Genomic DNA, 19,818 nt, shown 5'->3' with positions numbered 1-19,818 from the left:
CAGGTGATCCCCCTGGGCCACCTCTTTTGCGATTGTAATTTCACGCTTGCTGGTGAATAGTCAGTATTTTCCCTGACTTGCGAACTCACCATGACCCGCACACTCAAGCCGTTAATTCTTAACACCGGCGCACTGGCGCTAACGTTAATCCTGATTTATACCGGCATTTCGGCCAATGACAAACTCACCTGGCTGATGGAAGTGACACCGGTGATTATTGTGGTGCCGCTGCTGCTTGCCACCGCCAGACGTTACCCGTTAACGCCGCTGCTCTATACGCTTATTTTCTTTCACGCCATCATCCTGATGGTCGGCGGGCAATACACCTACGCGAAAGTCCCCGTTGGTTTTGAGGTGCAGGAATGGCTGGGGTTGAGCCGTAATCCGTATGACAAGCTGGGGCATTTTTTCCAGGGGCTGGTGCCTGCACTGGTGGCACGAGAGATCCTCGTTCGCGGGATTTACGTGCGCGGACGTAAAATGGTGGCATTCCTGGTCTGTTGCGTGGCGCTGGCGATAAGCGCGATGTATGAATTAATCGAGTGGTGGGCGGCGCTGGCAATGGGTCAGGGAGCGGATGATTTTCTCGGCACCCAGGGGGATCAGTGGGACACGCAATCCGATATGTTCTGCGCACTACTGGGGGCATTAACGACGGTGATATTCCTCGCCCGCTTTCATTGCCGCCAGCTACGGCGCTTTGGCTTGATAACCGGATAACAACGTGCGCTTTGTTGATGCCGGATGCGGCATGAATTCCTTATCCGGTCTACAAAATTTGCAAATCCAAAGCATTGTATTAAGACGTGGCCTGATAAACATATCGCATCAGGCCATTTTCGTTAGCTATTGTCCACGTCAGGCTTTCACATCACTCACTGCACCGACCGGAATATCAGAATGAACAGGCTCGGGCGGTACTTTGCGATATTTATCCAGCAGATGGATCTGGATCCTGCGCAGCGTGTCACCATTGAGGCGATAGAAACGGAAGTAGAGAATCAGCGTTACCATGAAAAACAGAGTTGGTAGAGCAATCATAATAAACTGCATACCTAATAGGGCTTGCGTAGACTGTTCAACATTCGGTACATAGCCAATCATCCCTAACACAACCGCAATGAAAAAAGCCGCAAAGGCTGAACCGCCCTTCACCACCATAGTCTGCACGGAGTAAGCGATGCTTTCACAGCGTACGTGCAGTTTATATTCACCGTAATCAACGGTATCTGCCACCATGATGACCTGTAATACCCAGAAAAGCGCCGTTCCCACATTCAGCAAAATACCCGCAATCACAATGAGGACGACGTTGTGATAGCTCATTAATGCCATTAACAGGAGAACACCACAGCTTAACACCGGAAGAATAGATGCTCCGGCCCATAAAATGCGTCGGGATAATGATTTAACTAAGCGTGGGAAGAATACTAACGTCACCAGGTTAGCAGCTCCCGCATACGACAGATAATAGGGGAACAAATCCGCATCACCGATAACATATGAGAAATAATAGATAGCAAAGCCGGTAATAATATTGCTGGCTACATTATAAGCAAGAGCCATACCCAAGAGGCATGAAAGCTGATCGTTTTTATAAATAAGCGCAACGATGGCTTTAAGTGTCAGATGGCTTCCTTCAGCAGACGGTTGATTGTCTGACGAAAAGACTTCATGCACATTGCGCAGAGTGATGATGGTTGAAACAATAAAAAAGGCGATCAGTACCAGAGTGAACATCTGAAAGCCAAATCCCCGATCGCCACCGCCGACATAATTAACAAATGGTAGCGTCACACCTGCCGTAACAAAGCCCGCCAGACTGGCAAAAAAACGCGGATAAGGAACCAGTTGTTCGCGCTCACGTTTATCGAGCGTTATGGTTGGAACCAGCGACCAGAAGGGAATATCCATAATGGTGTAAGTCATGCCCCAGAGGATGTAGGTCACGCAAACAAAGACAATCTGAGTAGTACCTTCAAACAGATGCGCACTAAAGAGGAGAAATAAGATTACAGAGTTTGCCAACGTACCGATCAGGATCCAGGGTTTGAACTTACCCCATCGCGATCGCGTAGCATTTACAATCCATCCCATAATCGGATCGTTAATAGCATCCCAGATCCTCGCCACCAGAAACAAAGTACCGACCAAACCCACAGACAGCCCGACGACATCGGTGTAGTAATACATGAGGTACATATACACAATGCCGATCGCAAAATCCTTCCCGAACGCTCCAAATCCATAACTGAGTTTTGTAGTCATTGAAATGCTCATAGGGTATCGGGTCGCTGTTACCAACGCCCGCCTTCTGTTATTGGTATCGTCAGAGGTGTGCGCCGGAATAAATCCCCCGGCGCAGTAGCGTTTAGTCGCGTTTTAACGGTGCAACCAGCCAGGCAGCCAGTCGCCGTGGGCGGCAATCAGGTCGTCAACAAGAGCATATATTTCGTCAATGCCCAGTACGGCGGCAGTATGCGGGTCCATCATCGCGGCGTGGTAAACACGGTCGCGATTTTCCGTGAGAATGGCTTCCGTCAGCAGCGTCTGTACGTTGATGTTGGTTTGCATCAGGGCGGCCAGATGCGACGGTAGCGTACCGACTTTGGTCGGCTGAATGCCATTTGCATCAACCAGACAGGCCACTTCCACGCAACATCCTTGTGGCAGGTTATCAATCAAACCATCGTTACGGACGTTGCCATAAATCACACTCGGCTCGCCAGTCCAGATAGCGTTCATGATTGTGCTGGCATATTCCCGTGACGGTTTAATATCAATCCGGGAGGCGTTCTTATACTCCTCCAGCTCTTTATGCCAGTTCGCCAGCTGCTCGACGCAGCGTTTCGGGTACTCATCCAGCGGTACTTTATAACGCTCAATCAAATCCTCACGACCAGGCTTAATAAACCACGGTGTGTATTCAGCAAAATGTTCTGACGATTCCGTGACGAAGTAGCCCAGCTTTTTGAACATTTCATAGCGCACAATGTTCTGGCAGCGAGCATTGCCATGAATATTCGGCTTCGGAGCCTGCCCTGCGTCATACGCTGCCAGCAGTTCCGGGTAGAGATTCACGTAACTGCCATCGGCGGTTTTGCGCTCCAGTTCCAGGTAAAACGCCATATGGTTGATACCTGCGCAACGGTAACGCAGCGTAGCCGGGTCGATATTGAGGTCACGCGCCAGCTCTTCTGCCGTTCCCTGCACCGAATGGCACAGCCCTACCTGTTTGATATGCGGATAGCGGGCATACATCACCCAGGTGTTCATCGCCATTGGGTTAACGTAGTTGAGCATGGTGGCATCGGGGCAGACTTCCGTCATGTCCTCGCAAATTTGCCACAGGTGCGGAATGGTACGTAATGCGCGCATAATACCGCCCGGCCCCAACGTATCGGCAATGGTTTGTTCCAGACCGTGGCGCTTACAGACCTCGAAATCAGTCACCGTGCAAGGTTCATAACCGCCAATCTGAAATGCCACCACAACAAAATCGGCACCCTGTAAGGCTTCTTTCTGTTGGGTGTGGCAGGTGATTTTGCCGCTGGCCCCTGCTGAATCCATCAACTTGCGCACCACAATGTGCGACTCTTCCAGACGGATGGGATCAATGTCCATCAGGGCAATATGCGCCGTTTTCAGCGCCTCGCGATGGAACACATCACCAAGAATATTTTTAACGAAAATCGTCGAACCAGCGCCGATAAATGTAATTTTGGGTGCAGACATCATGCAGATCTCCTGGCTTGCTTGAATAACTTCATCATGGCAGGCGAATCTGCAGAAAACCTCCGGCTTCCAGGTTGAGCATTCCCATAAACTCAGATCTTGGGTGAAGCATCGGTAAATCTGAGTTTATGAGAGTAAATTGTTTGAAAAGCAGAGTTTTCGGCCTCCATATGCTCAGACGCTCCCCTCACCCCTCTGGAAAAAGGGTGAAAACCGTGCTCCCACTCGCAGTCATCCTCCCCTACTCCTGCCATAATTCTGATAATCCAGGAAAGAGAGCCATCCATGAATACAGATCCTTTTATGTGCAGCAGCGACGAAAAACAGACCCGCAGTCCGCTGTCGCTGTATTCGGAATACCAGCGGATGGAGATTGAGTTTCGCGCACCGCATATCATGCCCACCAGCCACTGGCATGGTCAGGTCGAAGTGAATGTGCCTTTCGATGGCGATGTGGAATACCTGATCAACAATGAAAAAGTGAATATCAATCAGGGTCATATCACGCTGTTCTGGGCCTGTACACCGCACCAACTAACAGATACCGGAACCTGTCAGAGCATGGCAATTTTTAATCTGCCGATGCATCTGTTTCTCTCCTGGCCGCTGGATAAAGATCTGATTAACCACGTCACTCACGGCATGGTGATCAAATCACTGGCTACACAGCAACTTAGCCCATTTGAAGTGCGCCGCTGGCAGCAGGAACTGAACAGTCCGAACGAACAAATTCGCCAGCTCGCCATTGATGAAATTGGCCTGATGCTCAAGCGATTTAGCCTCTCTGGCTGGGAACCTATTCTGGTCAATAAAACCTCGCGCACACACAAAAACAGCGTCTCGCGCCATGCGCAATTTTATGTTAGCCAGATGCTGAACTTCATAGCCGAAAACTATGATCAGGCACTGACCATCAACGATGTGGCTGAGCACGTCAAACTTAACGCCAACTATGCAATGGGGATATTCCAGCGGGTCATGCAATTGACGATGAAACAGTACATTACCGCGATGCGCATCAACCACGTTCGTGCGTTACTGAGCGATACCGACAAAAGTATTCTCGATATTGCCCTGACGGCAGGCTTTCGTTCGAGTAGCCGTTTTTACAGCACGTTCGGCAAATATGTCGGCATGTCGCCGCAACAATACCGCAAACTTAGCCAACAGCGCCGCCAGACGTTTCCCGGCTAAAGACGATATCAGTATCAGCCAAAAAAATAATTTAGCCGTCGATAATAAACAGCGAAAACAAATTAAAATAATCACATAACATATTGTTTATAAAAATAAACATGCCCAAAATGTTTGTTTTTTACACGCTTTACAGCCCGAAAAGGCCGGACGATACTTGCCCGCAACGAAGATTCCTTCATAACCGGGTAAGCAATGATGAAAGTATTAATTGTTGAAAGCGAGTTTCTCCATCAAGACACCTGGGTCGGTAACGCCGTTGAGCGTCTGGCAGATGCTTTAAGCCAGCAAAATATTACCGTGATTAAATCCACCTCCTTTGATGATGGTTTTGCCATCCTCTCTTCAAACGAAGCCATTGACTGCCTGATGTTCAGCTATCAAATGGAACATCCGGACGAACATCAAAACGTCAGACAATTGATCGGTAAGCTTCATGAGCGCCAACAAAACGTGCCGGTCTTCCTGTTGGGCGATCGGGAAAAAGCCCTCGCCGCAATGGACCGAGATCTGCTGGAGCTTGTCGATGAATTCGCCTGGATTCTGGAAGATACCGCCGACTTTATCGCCGGACGCGCCGTTGCCGCGATGACCCGCTACCGCCAGCAGCTGTTGCCGCCACTGTTCAGCGCACTGATGAAATATAGCGACATCCATGAATATTCCTGGGCCGCGCCAGGCCACCAGGGCGGCGTTGGCTTTACCAAAACACCCGCCGGACGTTTCTACCATGACTACTATGGTGAAAACCTGTTCCGCACTGACATGGGCATCGAACGAACTTCCCTCGGTTCTTTACTTGACCATACTGGCGCATTTGGCGAAAGCGAAAAATATGCCGCACGCGTCTTTGGTGCCGATCGCTCCTGGTCGGTAGTCGTCGGTACTTCCGGCTCTAACCGCACCATCATGCAGGCTTGCATGACCGATAACGATGTAGTGGTCGTTGACCGTAACTGCCATAAATCCATCGAACAAGGCTTGATGCTGACAGGCGCAAAACCGGTCTACATGGTGCCAAGCCGCAACCGCTACGGCATTATCGGGCCAATCTATCCGCAGGAAATGCAACCTGAAACCTTGCAGAAGAAAATCAGTGAAAGCCCGCTGACCAAAGACAAAGCCGGGCAAAAACCGTCTTACTGCGTGGTGACCAACTGCACCTATGACGGCGTGTGTTATAACGCTAAAGAAGCACAGGATCTGCTGGAAAAAACCTCCGATCGTCTGCACTTTGACGAAGCCTGGTACGGCTATGCACGTTTTAACCCGATCTATGCCGATCACTATGCCATGCGCGGCGAACCAGGCGATCACAACGGCCCTACCGTTTTCGCCACCCACTCCACCCACAAACTGCTGAATGCGCTGTCACAGGCCTCTTATATTCATGTACGTGAAGGTCGTGGGGCGATTAACTTCTCCCGCTTCAACCAGGCCTACATGATGCATGCCACCACCTCCCCGCTGTATGCCATCTGCGCATCTAACGACGTGGCGGTGTCGATGATGGACGGCAACAGCGGCCTGTCACTGACGCAGGAAGTGATCGACGAAGCGGTTGATTTCCGTCAGGCGATGGCGCGGCTGTATAAAGAGTTCACCGCTGACGGCAGTTGGTTTTTCAAACCGTGGAACAAAGAGGTCGTCACCGACCCGCAAACCGGCAAAACCTATGACTTTGCTGACGCACCAACCAAACTGCTGACCACCGTTCAGGACTGCTGGGTAATGCATCCGGGCGAAAGCTGGCACGGCTTCAAAGATATTCCGGATAACTGGAGTATGCTCGACCCGATTAAAGTCAGCATCCTTGCTCCGGGAATGGGTGAAGATGGTGAACTGGAAGAAACCGGTGTTCCGGCGGCGCTGGTTACTGCCTGGCTTGGTCGCCACGGCATTGTGCCTACCCGCACCACCGACTTCCAAATTATGTTCCTGTTCTCTATGGGCGTAACCCGTGGGAAATGGGGGACTCTGGTTAACACCCTTTGCTCCTTCAAACGCCACTATGACGCCAACACACCGCTGGCGCAGGTGATGCCGGAACTTGTTGAACAATATCCTGAAACTTACGCGAACATGGGGATTCACGATCTGGGTGACACCATGTTTGCCTGGCTGAAAGAAAACAACCCTGGCGCACGATTGAACGAAGCCTACTCCGGCCTACCGGCGGCAGAAATCACCCCGCGTGAAGCGTACAACGCGATTGTCGACAACAATGTCGAACGGGTATCCATTGAAAATCTGCCAGGACGCATCGCGGCAAACTCTGTTATCCCGTATCCACCAGGAATCCCAATGCTGCTGTCTGGTGAAAACTTCGGCGATAAAAACAGTCCGCAGGTAAGTTATTTACGCTCCCTGCAATCCTGGGACCATCATTTCCCTGGCTTTGAACACGAAACTGAAGGTACTGAAATTATTGACGGTATTTACCACGTCATGTGTGTGAAAGCGTAACCACTATTCCGCTGAAGGCGTAATTGTTTAAATAACATTACGCCACCTGGCCTGAGGCCTTTTGAGTATGGCAACGTTTTCATAAAAATTGCTGCAAACAAAAATGTCATACTTTTTGCGCGGTCCCACCCCGCGCTTTTTTTTGCCTGTTATTTATCCTTTTTTACCCTGTAAAAAAATATGTACATGAGAAATTACTATAAAAATTTGTAATATTAGTAAAACTCGTTATTTTTATGCACGTTTATATTCATCATACAATTATATAGCCATTTCCCGGTATCGCTTTGCTTTAGCGAGAACTGGTCTTTTATTCGCACTCAGGAGTACATGTATGAGGATTTGCAGCGACCAACCTTGTATTGTTTTATTGACTGAAAAAGATATCTGGATAAGGGTGAATGGGAAAGAACCTATTAGCCTTAAAGCTAACCATATAGCGTTATTAAATTGTGAAAATAATATTATCGACGTCTCCTCTCTTAATAACACTTTGGTTGCTCATATTAGTCACGATATCATCAAAGATTACCTCCGGTTTCTGAATAAAGATCTCTCGCAAATACCAGTATGGCAACGTAGCGCTACGCCTATCCTCACCTTGCCATGCCTGACGCCAGACGTCTTTCGCGTTGCCGCGCAACACAGCATGCTGCCCGCTGAAACTGAGTCAGAAAAGGAACGAACACGTGCATTATTATTCACTGTGCTATCCCGTTTTCTCGACAGTAAAAAATTCCTTTCATTAATGATGTATATGTTACGTAATTGTGTTAGCGACAGCGTTTATCAAATTATTGAAAGCGATATCCATAAAGACTGGAATCTTAGTATGGTAGCCAGTTGTTTATGTCTTAGCCCAAGCCTGTTAAAGAAAAAGCTGAAAAGCGAAAACACCAGTTATAGCCGAATAATCACCACCTGCCGCATGCGTTATGCCGTGAATGAATTAATGATGGACGGTAAAAATATCTCTCAGGTATCACAGTCGTGCGGCTATAACAGTACGTCTTACTTTATTTCTGTCTTTAAAGACTTCTACGGTATGACGCCCCTGCATTATGTTAGTCAGCACAGAGAACGCACTGTCGCCTGATTTTTAACCTTAACGAAGAGCTATATTAATAACGACATCAGCGATAACCCGGTCGATAATAATTCAACTCGCGCATGCAGGCGTATGATATGACGTAATTTATTGTCACGAAGCTCGCCTTCGCAGGAGTTTAATTATGTCTTCGGATGCTGATGCTCACAAAGTGGGCTTAATCCCCGTCACCCTGATGGTGTCGGGGAATATTATGGGGTCAGGTGTTTTTCTGTTACCTGCAAACCTGGCCTCCACTGGCGGGATTGCCATTTATGGATGGTTGGTGACGATTATCGGTGCGCTGGGGCTCTCGATGGTATACGCCAAAATGTCGTTCCTCGACCCAAGTCCTGGTGGTTCTTACGCTTACGCCCGCCGCTGCTTTGGCCCGTTTCTCGGTTATCAAACCAACGTCCTCTACTGGCTGGCCTGCTGGATCGGCAATATCGCCATGGTGGTCATTGGCGTAGGATATTTAAGTTACTTCTTCCCGATTCTGAAAGATCCATTGGTATTAACCATCACCTGTGTCGTGGTGCTGTGGATCTTCGTCCTGCTGAACATTGTCGGTCCGAAAATGATCACCCGCGTGCAGGCTGTTGCCACCGTGCTGGCGCTGATCCCCATCGTCGGGATTGCCGTATTTGGCTGGTTCTGGTTTCGTGGTGAAACCTACATGGCGGCATGGAATGTCAGCGGCCTGGGCACCTTCGGTGCGATTCAAAGTACCCTTAACGTTACGCTGTGGTCATTCATCGGTGTGGAAAGTGCCTCCGTTGCCGCAGGTGTGGTGAAAAACCCGAAACGCAACGTCCCTATCGCCACCATTGGTGGGGTATTGATTGCCGCCGTTTGCTATGTGCTCTCCACCACCGCGATTATGGGGATGATCCCTAATGCCGCTCTGCGCGTTTCTGCCTCGCCATTCGGTGATGCCGCACGGATGGCGCTGGGTGACACCGCCGGGGCCATTGTTTCTTTCTGCGCAGCTGCGGGTTGCTTAGGTTCACTGGGCGGCTGGACGTTGCTGGCGGGTCAAACAGCGAAAGCCGCTGCCGATGACGGACTGTTCCCACCGATTTTTGCCCGTGTAAATAAGGCAGGTACGCCAGTGGCGGGGCTGATTATCGTCGGTATTTTGATGACCATCTTCCAGCTCAGTAGCATTTCGCCAAACGCAACCAAAGAGTTCGGTCTGGTTTCTTCCGTATCGGTCATCTTTACCCTGGTGCCATATCTTTACACCTGTGCGGCGTTACTGCTGCTCGGCCACGGTCACTTTGGTAAAGCACGCCCGGCATATCTGGCTGTTACTACCATTGCCTTTCTCTACTGCATCTGGGCCGTAGTAGGGTCCGGCGCGAAAGAAGTTATGTGGTCATTTGTCACCCTGATGGTAATCACCGCCATGTATGCGCTGAATTACAACCGGCTGCATAAAAACCCGTATCCCTTAGATGCACCAATAAGTAAAGATTAATTCCCCTTAATCCAGCAAACATAAGAGCCAACCTTAAGAACTTAAGGTTGGCTTAATTTTGCTTTGCGAGCATATGCGCACTTTGTTCGATGGAAACACCGTAATGTTGAAGCGCCTACTAAAAAGACCCTCTTTGAATTTACTCGCCTGGCTATTGTTGGCCGCTTTTTATATCTCTATCTGCCTGAATATTGCCTTTTTTAAACAGGTGTTGCAGGCGTTACCGCTGGATTCGCTGCATAACGTACTGGTTTTCTTGTCGATGCCGATCGTCGCCTTCAGCGTAATCAATATTGCCCTGACACTAAGCTCTTTCTTATGGCTTAATCGCCCCCTGGCCTGCCTGTTTATTCTGGTCGGTGCGGCTGCACAATATTTCATAATGACTTACGGTATCGTCATCGACCGCTCGATGATTGCCAATATTATTGATACCACTCCGGCAGAAAGTTATGCGCTGATGACAACGCAAATGTTATTAACGCTGGGATTCAGCGGCGCGCTTGCTGCGCTGATGGCCTGCTGGATTAAAATCAAACCTGCCACCTCGCGCCTGCGCAGTGTTCTTTTCCGTGGGGCCAATATTCTGGTCTCTGTGCTGCTGATTTTGCTGGTTGCCGCACTGTTTTATAAAGACTACGCCTCGCTGTTTCGCAACAACAAAGAGCTGGTAAAAACCTTAAGCCCCTCTAACAGCATTATTGCCAGCTGGTCATGGTACTCCCATCAGCGACTGGCAAATCTGCCGCTGGTGCGAATTGGTGAAGACGCGCACCGCAACCCATTAATGCAGAACGGGAAACGTAAAAATTTGACTATCCTGATTGTCGGCGAAACCTCGCGAGCAGAGAACTTCTCCCTCAACGGCTACCCGCGTGAAACTAACCCGCGGCTGGCGAAAGATAACGTGGTCTATTTCCCTAATACCATATCTTGCGGCACGGCAACGGCAGTTTCAGTACCGTGCATGTTCTCGAATATGCCACGTGAGCATTACAAAGAAGAGCTGGCACAGCACCAGGAAGGTGTTCTGGATATCATCCAACGGGCAGGCATTAATGTGCTGTGGAATGATAACGATGGCGGCTGTAAAGGCGTCTGCGACCGCGTACCTCACCAGAACGTCACCGCGCTGAACCTGCCTGGCCAGTGCATCAATGGCGAATGCTATGATGAAGTGCTGTTCCACGGGCTGGAAGAGTACATCAATAACCTGCAGGGTGATGGCTTGATTGTCTTACACACCATCGGCAGCCACGGCCCGACCTATTACAATCGCTATCCACCGCAGTTCAGGAAATTTACCCCTACCTGCGACACCAATGAGATCCAGACCTGTACCAAAGAGCAACTGGTGAACACTTACGACAATACGCTGGTCTACGTCGACTATATTGTTGATAAAGCGATTAATCTGCTGAAAGAACATCAGGATAAATTTACCACCAGCCTGGTTTATCTTTCTGACCACGGTGAATCGTTAGGTGAAAATGGCATTTATCTGCACGGTCTGCCTTATGCCATCGCCCCGGATAGCCAAAAACAGGTGCCGATGCTGCTGTGGCTGTCGGAGGATTATCAAAAACGGTATCAGGTTGACCAAAGCTGCCTGCAGAAACAGGCGCAAACGCAGCGCTATTCACAAGACAATTTATTCTCCACGCTATTGGGATTAACTGGCGTTCAGACGAAGTATTACCAGGCTGCGGATGATATTCTGCAACCTTGCAGGAGAATAAATAAATGAAAATTCTGATTGTTGAAGACGATACGCTGTTATTGCAGGGATTGATTCTGGCGGCACAAACCGAAGGCTACGCATGTGATGGCGTGACGACCGCGCGGATGGCAGAACAAAGCCTTGAGACCGGTCATTACAGCCTGGTGGTACTGGATTTAGGGTTACCCGACGAAGATGGACTGCATTTTCTCGCCCGTATCCGGCAGAAAAAATATACCCTGCCGGTACTGATCCTCACCGCTCGCGATACGCTGACCGACAAAATCGCCGGACTGGATGTCGGTGCCGATGACTATCTGGTGAAGCCTTTTGCACTGGAAGAGTTACACGCCCGCATCCGCGCCCTGCTACGACGCCATAATAATCAGGGCGAAAGTGAGATGATTGTTGGTAATCTGACGCTGAATATGGGTCGCCGTCAGGTATGGATGGGCGGTGAAGAGTTGATTCTGACACCCAAAGAATATGCTCTGCTGTCACGGTTAATGCTTAAAGCAGGCAGTCCGGTGCATCGGGAAATTCTCTACAACGACATCTATAACTGGGACAATGAACCCTCGACCAACACCCTGGAAGTGCATATCCACAATCTGCGCGACAAAGTGGGCAAAGCCCGTATCCGCACCGTGCGCGGATTTGGCTATATGCTGGTCGAGAATGAGGAAAACTAATTGAATCTGATGCGTTTTCTGCGCCGACCAATATCGCTGCGCCAACGGCTGATATTGACCATCGCGGCGATCTTATTGGTGTTTGAGCTGATCAGCGTCTTCTGGCTATGGCATGAAAGTACCGAGCAGATTCAGCTGTTTGAGCAGGCGCTACGCGACAATCGCAACAACGATCACCACATCATGCGTGAGATCCGCGAGGCAATCGCCAGCCTGATTGTCCCCGGCGTCTTTATGGTCAGCCTGACGCTGTTTATCTGCTATCAGGCAGTACACCGCATCACCCGCCCGCTGGCAGAGCTACAAAAAGAGCTGGAAGCGCGCACCGCCGACAACTTAACGCCTATTACTATTCACTGCGCCACCCTCGAAATCGAAGCGGTGGTTTCGGCGTTGAACGATCTGGTCAGTCGCCTGACCAGCACGCTGGATAACGAAAGGTTGTTTACCGCTGACGTCGCGCACGAGCTACGAACGCCACTGGCGGGGGTGCGTTTGCATCTGGAACTGCTGGCGAAAACACATCACATTGATGTAGCACCGTTAGTGGCTCGGCTTGATCAGATGATGGAGAGCGTCTCCCAGCTGTTGCAACTGGCACGCGCCGGACAGTCATTTTCTTCCGGTAATTATCAACATGTAAAACTGCTGGAAGATGTCATTCTTCCCTCGTATGACGAACTCAGCACTATGCTCGACCAACGCCAACAAACCCTACTGTTGCCAGAAAGCGCCGCTGACATCACCGTTCAGGGTGATGCAACCCTGCTGCGGATGTTATTGCGAAACCTGGTAGAAAACGCCCATCGTTACAGCCCGCAAGGCAGCAACATTATGATTAAGCTGCAAGAAGATGGCGGTGCGGTCATGGCCGTTGAAGATGAAGGACCGGGTATTGATGAGAGCAAATGCGGGGAGTTGAGTAAAGCATTTGTACGAATGGACAGCCGGTATGGCGGGATTGGTCTGGGGTTAAGTATTGTCAGCCGAATTACACAGTTGCATCACGGGCAGTTTTTCCTGCAAAACCGGCAAGAGACATCAGGCACGCGGGCCTGGGTACGGCTGAAGAAAGATCAGTACGTGACAAACCAGATATAAAAAAAGCTGCTGACCACCAGCACGCTGAACACGGTAGTTAAACTTTCATAAACACGTTTTTTCATTGCACTCTCCTCCGTTAACCTGGAGGAGAGTATGCGTGGCAGAGATTAAGTAAACCTTAAGGGTTCAATTGTTGGCCTGATAAGACAACGTCGCATCAGGCCATCCGTTTCAGCTTACTCATCAATTCGCGGATGCTGCTGCACAAGGCGGGTACGTTTTTCCTGCAAATCGGCGATCTCGTGGTCAATATCATCGATTTTCTGCTCGATATTATCGTAATGCTCGCCGAGAATTTCCTTCGCTTCCTGTAAATCCGACGCCGCCGGCGTCGCACCTTTCAACGGACGATTCGCCGTTTCTTTCATGGTCACGCCGGTGATTAAACCAACCACCGCCACTATCATCAGGTAATAGGCAGGCATCATTAAATTCTGCGAGCTTTCCACCAGCCAGGCCGCCAGCGTTGGCGTCAGACCGGCAACCAGCACCGAAATATTAAATGCCGCCGCCAGCGCACTATAACGGATATGCGTCGGGAACATCGCTGGCAAGGTAGAAGCCATAACGCCCGTAAAGCAGTTAAGGATCACCGCCAGCATCAGTAACCCGGCAAAAATCAGGCCGATGACGTTACTATTAATCAAAATAAACGCCGGGATCGCCAACACAAACAGTGCAACACTACCGAGTAGCACAAACGGACGACGGCCAAAACGGTCACTTAGCAAGCCCATCACTGGTTGAACAAACAGCATACCGATCATAATCGCAATAATAATCAGCACCCCGTGGTCTTCGGAGTAATGCAGGTTATGTGACAAATAACTCGGCATATAGGTCAGCAACATGTAGTAAGTCACGTTGGTGGCAATTACCAGACCAATACATGTCAACAGGCTGCGCCAGTATTTCGTGGCAATCTCTTTAAACGAGACTTTCGGGCCATCCTGCAAACCTTCGCGGTCGCCCTGTTCCAGTTTATCGACATGCTGCTGGAACGCCGGAGTCTCTTCCAGCGCATGACGCAGGTAAAGCCCGATAATCCCTAACGGCAGAGCGATAAAGAACGGAATACGCCAGCCCCAGTCGAGGAAGTTATCTTCGCCGACAATGGTCGAAATTAACACCACCACGCCCGCGCCCAGTACAAACCCGGCAATAGAACCGAAGTCCAGCCAGCTGCCCATAAAGCCACGTTTACGGTCAGGAGAGTATTCCGCAACAAATATCGACGCTCCGGTATATTCACCGCCAACCGAGAAACCTTGTGCCATCTTACAGATCAACAGCAAAATCGGCGCCCAAATACCAATCGTGTCGTAGGACGGTATTAAGCCAATACAGAACGTACTGATCGACATAATCACAATCGTGATAGCAAGGATCTTCTGGCGACCATATTTATCGCCCAACATACCAAAGAAGAGTCCACCAAGCGGTCGAATCAGAAAGGGAACGGAGAAAGTGGCAAGTGCAGCAACCATCTGCACGCTGGGGTCAGCCCCCGGAAAAAAAACTTTACCTAATGCGTAAGCAACAAAACCATAAACACCAAAATCGAACCATTCCATTGCATTACCCAGTGATGCTGCGGTAATAGCTTTACGCAATTTACCGTCATCAATAATGGTGACATCACGAAGGGTAATCGGTTTTACTTTTTTCCTTTTCAGCATAGCTTTCCTCGCAGAGTTGGCCCATTTCCGCAAACGCCAGAAAAATCAGCGCGATGGCCGTAAAAGGGGAGCGGGAATTGCAGGATGCAATCTCTGTAACAAGCGTAGCGGGTTTGCTTACACGCTCCGGTTAAGGAATGTACAATCAAACCCGTTGACGCCTGAATTGGGCAGTTAATGACCTTTTCACCCTACCAGTGTTTAAATTTGTGATCAACTTCACATATGAATTTCGTTCAGGACTCGCACATGTAACCAATTATTTACACAAAATTTATATAGATAATTTCCTCGACCATTGCCCCCACCAGACGCTGCGCTGAACAGAGTCGTGGCATCTCCAGTGCGACAGTTTGCCAGCGGGGCCGTCCAGTCACTGCAACTGTTGACGAGAAAGCTGTAACAGGCGTTCAGCCTCCTGACTTAACTCATACAGGGTCTGTGTGTACATAGAAAGCTCTTCCTTAAAGCAAATTTTATTTATCCAGATTGTTTTTGAGTTATGCTTTCGTTTTTATAATTACACCGGAAAATTACTTTGCATTCATAGCGCTATTATTTATTGCAATAAACAACATTTTCATAACAATTTAAAATAACAGATAGATAGAATATTTTTAAATTAAAAACAAAACAGAAGATTAGCATTACCTTAAACAACAAATAGTGGCAAAAAGATTATTTTCTTTTTGCGTTTCCTTTCAAATAAAAACGCTCGTCGTCTAAAATCAACAGTACCCCCGACAAACTCAGGGATTTTGTGTATAATTGCGGCCTTTTTCGGCAATCTGCCGTTTTTTGGCGCTTTTGCCCTGCTGACTTTTGAGGAAATCCACATGTCATTACCACACTGCCCAAAATGCAACTCCGAATACACCTACGAAGATAACGGCATGTACATCTGCCCGGAATGCGCCCACGAATGGAACGACGCAGAACCTGCACAGGAAAGCGACGAACTGATCGTTAAAGATGCTAACGGCAATCTTCTGGCTGACGGTGACAGCGTTACCATCATTAAAGATCTGAAAGTGAAAGGTAGCTCTTCGATGCTGAAAATTGGCACCAAAGTGAAAAACATCCGCCTGGTTGAAGGCGACCACAACATCGATTGCAAAATCGACGGTTTCGGCCCGATGAAGCTGAAATCGGAGTTTGTGAAAAAGAACTGATTGTATTGCTCAATGTAATATTGGCACGTAATCGGTAGGCCGGATAAGGCGCTCGCGCCGCATCCGGCAACGGTGCCGACAGCCTGATGCGACGCTTACGCGTCTTATCAGGCCTACCCATCCCACTCTCAACTGTTCAAATTTCAAACTACACTTAACTGACTTCTCTTTACTGAGGTCAACATCATGCCATTAAGTCCCTACCTCTCTTTTGCCGGTAACTGTTCCGATGCGATTGCCTATTATCAGCGTACGTTGGGCGCGGAACTGCTCTATAAAATCAGCTTTGGAGAAATGCCAAAATCATCGCAGGAAAGCGCCGAGAACGGCCCTTCCGGGATGCATTTTCCCGATACCGCTATCGCCCATGCCAACGTGCGCATTGCCGGAAGCGATATCATGATGAGCGATACCATACCGTCAGGAAGAGCCAGCTACTCCGGCTTTACGCTGGTACTCAATTCACAACAGGTCGAAGAAGGAAAACGTTGGTTTGATAACCTTGCTGCTAACGGAAAAATCGAAATGGCCTGGCAGGAAACTTTCTGGGCGCATGGCTTTGGCAAAGTCACCGATAAATTTGGCGTGCCGTGGATGATTAATGTCGTTAAACAACAATAACAGCGACCTGCGTCAGCCAGTCGACGCGGTTTACGCACTAATCTGTGAGTTAAAACAGGCCGAGTTTGACCATCACGCGTTTCGCGTGGGCTTTAACGGCAACCTGCGCGACCCGAACATGCACTACCCTCTGGCGCGACTGGTTGGCGAAGTGAAAGAGAAAAGTAATATATATAATTAAAAATATAAATCACGTCATATTATTGATGGTAATAATGAATATGCCGTAATTTCCCACCTTCAGCACAAATTCCTAATAAAATGGCTCGTTCCGCTCACACTTCCACTTATTAAAGTCGCAAATTCCCAATTATGATAACGCCAGCTTTAGATGACGTATTTTGCAAGGATTACATATTTACGACATAAATGATAAATGGAGATTTATATGAATAACTCTCGGTTATTCCGTTTGAGCAGGATTGTTATTGCATTAACCGCCGTCAGCAGCATGATGGTAAATACCGCTTACGCGACAGATGAAGCGAAAGCCGCCACTCAATATACCCAACAGATTAATCAGAGCTACGCAAAATCATTACCGTTTAGCGATCGGCAGGATTTTGACGACGCTCAGCGTGGATTTATCGCCCCGCTGCTGGATGAAGGTATTCTGCGTGACGCTAACGGTAAAGTTTACTACCGCGCGAATGATTACAAATTTGATATTAATGCCGCTGCACCGGAAACCGTAAACCCCAGCCTGTGGCGTCAGTCGCAAATCAACGGCATTTCGGGCCTGTTCAAAGTCACCGATAAAATGTATCAGGTGCGCGGCCAGGATATCTCTAACATTACATTTGTGGAAGGCGAGAAAGGCATTATTGTCATCGACCCGCTGGTAACACCGCCAGCCGCAAAAGCCGCACTTGACCTTTACTTCCAGCATCGTCCGCAAAAACCGATTGTTGCTGTTATTTACACCCACAGCCACACCGACCACTATGGCGGTGTGAAAGGTATTATCTCTGAAGCCGATGTTAAATCCGGCAAAGTTCAGGTGATTGCTCCAGCTGGCTTTATGGACGAAGCCATCAGCGAAAACGTGCTGGCGGGTAACATCATGAGCCGCCGTGCGCTCTACTCTTACGGTCTGTTACTGCCGCACGACGCGCAAGGCAACGTCGGTAACGGCCTCGGCGTGACGCTGGCAACCGGCTACCCAAGCATTATTGCACCGACCAAAACAATCACCAAAACCGGTGAACAGATGATGATCGACGGTCTGGAGTTTGACTTCCTGATGACTCCAGGCAGCGAAGCCCCAGCCGAAATGCACTTCTATATTCCGGCACTGAAAGCCCTGTGTACCGCCGAAAACGCCACGCATACCCTGCACAACTTCTACACCCTGCGCGGCGCGAAAACCCGCGACACCAGCAAGTGGACCGAGTATCTGAACGAAACGCTGGATATGTGGGGTAACGACGCGGAAGTACTGTTTATGCCGCACACCTGGCCGGTATGGGGCAATAAGCATATCAATGATTATATTGGTAAATATCGCGATACTATCAAGTACATTCACGACCAGACCCTGCACCTGGCGAATCAGGGCTACACCATGAATGAAATCGGCGACATGATTAAGTTGCCACCTGCACTTGCCAATAACTGGGCCAGCCGCGGCTATTACGGTTCAGTCAGCCACAACGCCCGCGCAGTGTATAACTTCTATCTCGGCTATTACGACGGTAACCCGGCTAACCTGCATCCGTATGGTCAGGTGGAGATGGGCAAACGTTACGTGAAAGCGCTGGGCGGCTCCGCACACGTTATTAACCTGGCGAAAGAAGCGAATAAGCAAGGGGATTACCGCTGGTCAGCAGAGTTGCTGAAACAGGTGATTGCCGCCAATCCTGGTGACCAGGTGGCGAAGAATCTGCAGGCGAATAACTTTGAACAGCTGGGTTATCAGGCCGAGTCTGCCACCTGGCGCGGTTTCTATCTGACCGGCGCGAAAGAGCTGCGCGAAGGGGTGCATAAGTTCAGCCACGGCACCACCGGTTCCCCGGACACCATTCGCGGGATGTCGATCGAAATGCTGTTCGACTTTATGGCCGTTCGTCTCGATAGCGAAAAAGCCGCGGGCAAAAACATCAGCCTTAACTTCAACATGAGTAATGGCGATAACCTTAACCTGACGCTGAACGATAGCGTGCTTAACTACCGGAAAACGCTGCAACCTGAAGCCAACGCCTCTATCTATATCAGCCGTGAAGATCTGCACGCCGTACTGACCGGACAGGCAAAAATGGCCGATCTGGTGAAAGCGAAGAAAGCCAAAATTATTGGCAATGGCGCGAAACTGGAAGAAATTATTGCTTGTCTGGATAATTTCGATTTGTGGGTGAATATCGTAACTCCGAATTAATGCCACTCACTTTTGGGGGGCTTACCCCCAAAAGTATTTATCTTAAAAATATATACGACAAACCAATACATAAATTATATAAGTTATGAATGCGGTAGCTGAATAAAGCTATTTTTATTCATCGAGAAAATAGCCATACTGACGCCTTCAATGGATATTGATATTCACTACAGATATTGTTCGCAGCAGACAGGATGTATTTAATATGCCAACAGTTCTCTCTCGCATGGCGATGCAACTCAAAAAAACAGCCTGGATAATTCCCGTCTTCATGATTTCGGGATGCTCATTATCTCCGGCAATCCCGGTGATCGGCGCTTATTATCCCAGCTGGTTTTTCTGCGCTATTGCCAGCCTTATTTTGACGCTCATCACAAGGCGAATTATTCAGCGGACAAATATCAATCTGGCATTTGTCGGAATTATTTATACCGCCCTTTTTGCTCTCTACGCCATGCTGTTCTGGCTGGCATTTTTCTAATCTATTTGAG

At 49.1% G+C, this 19,818-nt stretch carries 16 protein-coding genes and 2 pseudogenes; 13 read left to right on the top strand and 5 right to left on the bottom strand.

Annotated features, from left to right (window positions below):
* Positions 1–90 precede the first annotated feature (90 nt).
* A complete protein-coding gene (locus tag A7090_RS04445; protein ID WP_105273191.1) occupies positions 91–720 on the top strand; it encodes a DUF2238 domain-containing protein in 630 nt (209 codons plus the stop codon).
* A gap of 138 nt (positions 721–858) precedes the next feature.
* On the opposite strand, the gene melB is transcribed toward A7090_RS04445, so the two are convergent.
* Complete coding sequence (gene melB, locus A7090_RS04440) at positions 859–2,280, bottom strand: melibiose:sodium transporter MelB (protein ID WP_054495390.1); 1,422 nt, start codon at positions 2,278–2,280, stop codon at positions 859–861.
* Positions 2,281–2,382: 102 nt separating this feature from the next.
* Entirely contained in the window at positions 2,383–3,738 is a 1,356-nt protein-coding gene (gene melA / locus A7090_RS04435) for an alpha-galactosidase (protein ID WP_105273190.1), read from the bottom strand.
* Between the two features lie 282 nt (positions 3,739–4,020).
* Between melA and melR the strand changes: the two genes are divergently transcribed.
* The 7 genes from melR to pmrB all read left to right on the top strand — a co-directional run bounded on the left by melR (position 4,021) and on the right by pmrB (position 13,478).
* The gene (gene melR, locus A7090_RS04425; RefSeq protein ID WP_105273188.1) at positions 4,021–4,929 is read left to right on the top strand and encodes a transcriptional regulator MelR; all 909 of its coding nucleotides are present in this window, start codon (positions 4,021–4,023) and stop codon (positions 4,927–4,929) included.
* 198 nt (positions 4,930–5,127) lie between these two features.
* A complete protein-coding gene (gene adiA, locus A7090_RS04420; protein ID WP_105273205.1) occupies positions 5,128–7,395 on the top strand; it encodes an arginine decarboxylase in 2,268 nt (755 codons plus the stop codon).
* Between the two features lie 334 nt (positions 7,396–7,729).
* Positions 7,730–8,491, top strand: coding sequence for a DNA-binding transcriptional activator AdiY (adiY, locus tag A7090_RS04415; RefSeq protein ID WP_105273187.1), 762 nt, complete (start codon positions 7,730–7,732; stop codon positions 8,489–8,491).
* 136 nt (positions 8,492–8,627) lie between these two features.
* Positions 8,628–9,965, top strand: coding sequence for an arginine/agmatine antiporter (gene adiC, locus A7090_RS04410; RefSeq protein WP_000093154.1), 1,338 nt, complete (start codon positions 8,628–8,630; stop codon positions 9,963–9,965).
* A gap of 103 nt (positions 9,966–10,068) precedes the next feature.
* On the top strand, positions 10,069–11,712 hold the full coding sequence (eptA, locus tag A7090_RS04405) for a phosphoethanolamine transferase EptA (protein ID WP_105273186.1): 1,644 nt from the start codon (positions 10,069–10,071) through the stop codon (positions 11,710–11,712).
* The gene (gene basR, locus A7090_RS04400; protein ID WP_105273185.1) at positions 11,709–12,377 is read left to right on the top strand and encodes a two-component system response regulator BasR; all 669 of its coding nucleotides are present in this window, start codon (positions 11,709–11,711) and stop codon (positions 12,375–12,377) included. Before eptA ends, basR begins: the two co-directional genes overlap by 4 nt.
* Positions 12,378–13,478, top strand: a complete 1,101-nt coding sequence (gene pmrB / locus A7090_RS04395) for a two-component system sensor histidine kinase PmrB (RefSeq protein WP_198599562.1) — start codon at positions 12,378–12,380, stop codon at positions 13,476–13,478.
* Here the strand turns inward: pmrB and pmrR are convergent.
* The 3 genes and pseudogenes from pmrR to A7090_RS04380 form a co-directional block, all read right to left on the bottom strand.
* Positions 13,454–13,543 carry an LpxT activity modulator PmrR gene (gene pmrR, locus A7090_RS04390; protein WP_105273184.1) on the bottom strand — a complete coding sequence of 30 codons (90 nt, stop codon included), beginning with the start codon at positions 13,541–13,543 and terminating at the stop codon, positions 13,454–13,456. The two genes, pmrB and pmrR, sit on opposite strands and share 25 nt — an antisense overlap.
* Positions 13,544–13,657: 114 nt before the next feature.
* Positions 13,658–15,160 carry a glycine betaine/L-proline transporter ProP gene (gene proP, locus A7090_RS04385; RefSeq protein ID WP_105273183.1) on the bottom strand — a complete coding sequence of 501 codons (1,503 nt, stop codon included), beginning with the start codon at positions 15,158–15,160 and terminating at the stop codon, positions 13,658–13,660.
* A gap of 263 nt (positions 15,161–15,423) precedes the next feature.
* Positions 15,424–15,522 (bottom strand): annotated as a pseudogene (locus A7090_RS04380) (diguanylate cyclase regulator RdcB family protein); the annotation flags it as partial.
* 474 nt (positions 15,523–15,996) lie between these two features.
* Here A7090_RS04380 and A7090_RS04370 point away from each other — a divergent pair.
* The 5 genes and pseudogenes from A7090_RS04370 (at position 15,997) to A7090_RS04350 (ending at position 19,808) form a co-directional block, all read left to right on the top strand.
* Entirely contained in the window at positions 15,997–16,332 is a 336-nt protein-coding gene (locus A7090_RS04370; RefSeq protein WP_105273202.1) for a zinc ribbon domain-containing protein YjdM, read from the top strand.
* A gap of 186 nt (positions 16,333–16,518) precedes the next feature.
* A complete protein-coding gene (yjdN, locus tag A7090_RS04365; RefSeq protein WP_105273182.1) occupies positions 16,519–16,953 on the top strand; it encodes a VOC family metalloprotein YjdN in 435 nt (144 codons plus the stop codon).
* Positions 16,934–17,107: pseudogene (locus A7090_RS04360) on the top strand (hypothetical protein); the annotation flags it as partial. The gene yjdN and the pseudogene A7090_RS04360, both read left to right, overlap by 20 nt.
* Before the next feature lie 234 nt (positions 17,108–17,341).
* Complete coding sequence (yjcS, locus tag A7090_RS04355) at positions 17,342–19,327, top strand: alkyl sulfatase YjcS (protein WP_105273180.1); 1,986 nt, start codon at positions 17,342–17,344, stop codon at positions 19,325–19,327.
* 205 nt (positions 19,328–19,532) lie between these two features.
* Positions 19,533–19,808 carry a YtcA family lipoprotein gene (locus A7090_RS04350; RefSeq protein ID WP_105273179.1) on the top strand — a complete coding sequence of 92 codons (276 nt, stop codon included), beginning with the start codon at positions 19,533–19,535 and terminating at the stop codon, positions 19,806–19,808.
* Positions 19,809–19,818: the final 10 nt, after the last annotated feature.

The organism is Escherichia sp. MOD1-EC7003, assembly GCF_002965065.1.
Lineage (GTDB): Bacteria > Pseudomonadota > Gammaproteobacteria > Enterobacterales > Enterobacteriaceae > Escherichia.
This window is presented reverse-complemented; position numbering and strand designations above follow the sequence as displayed.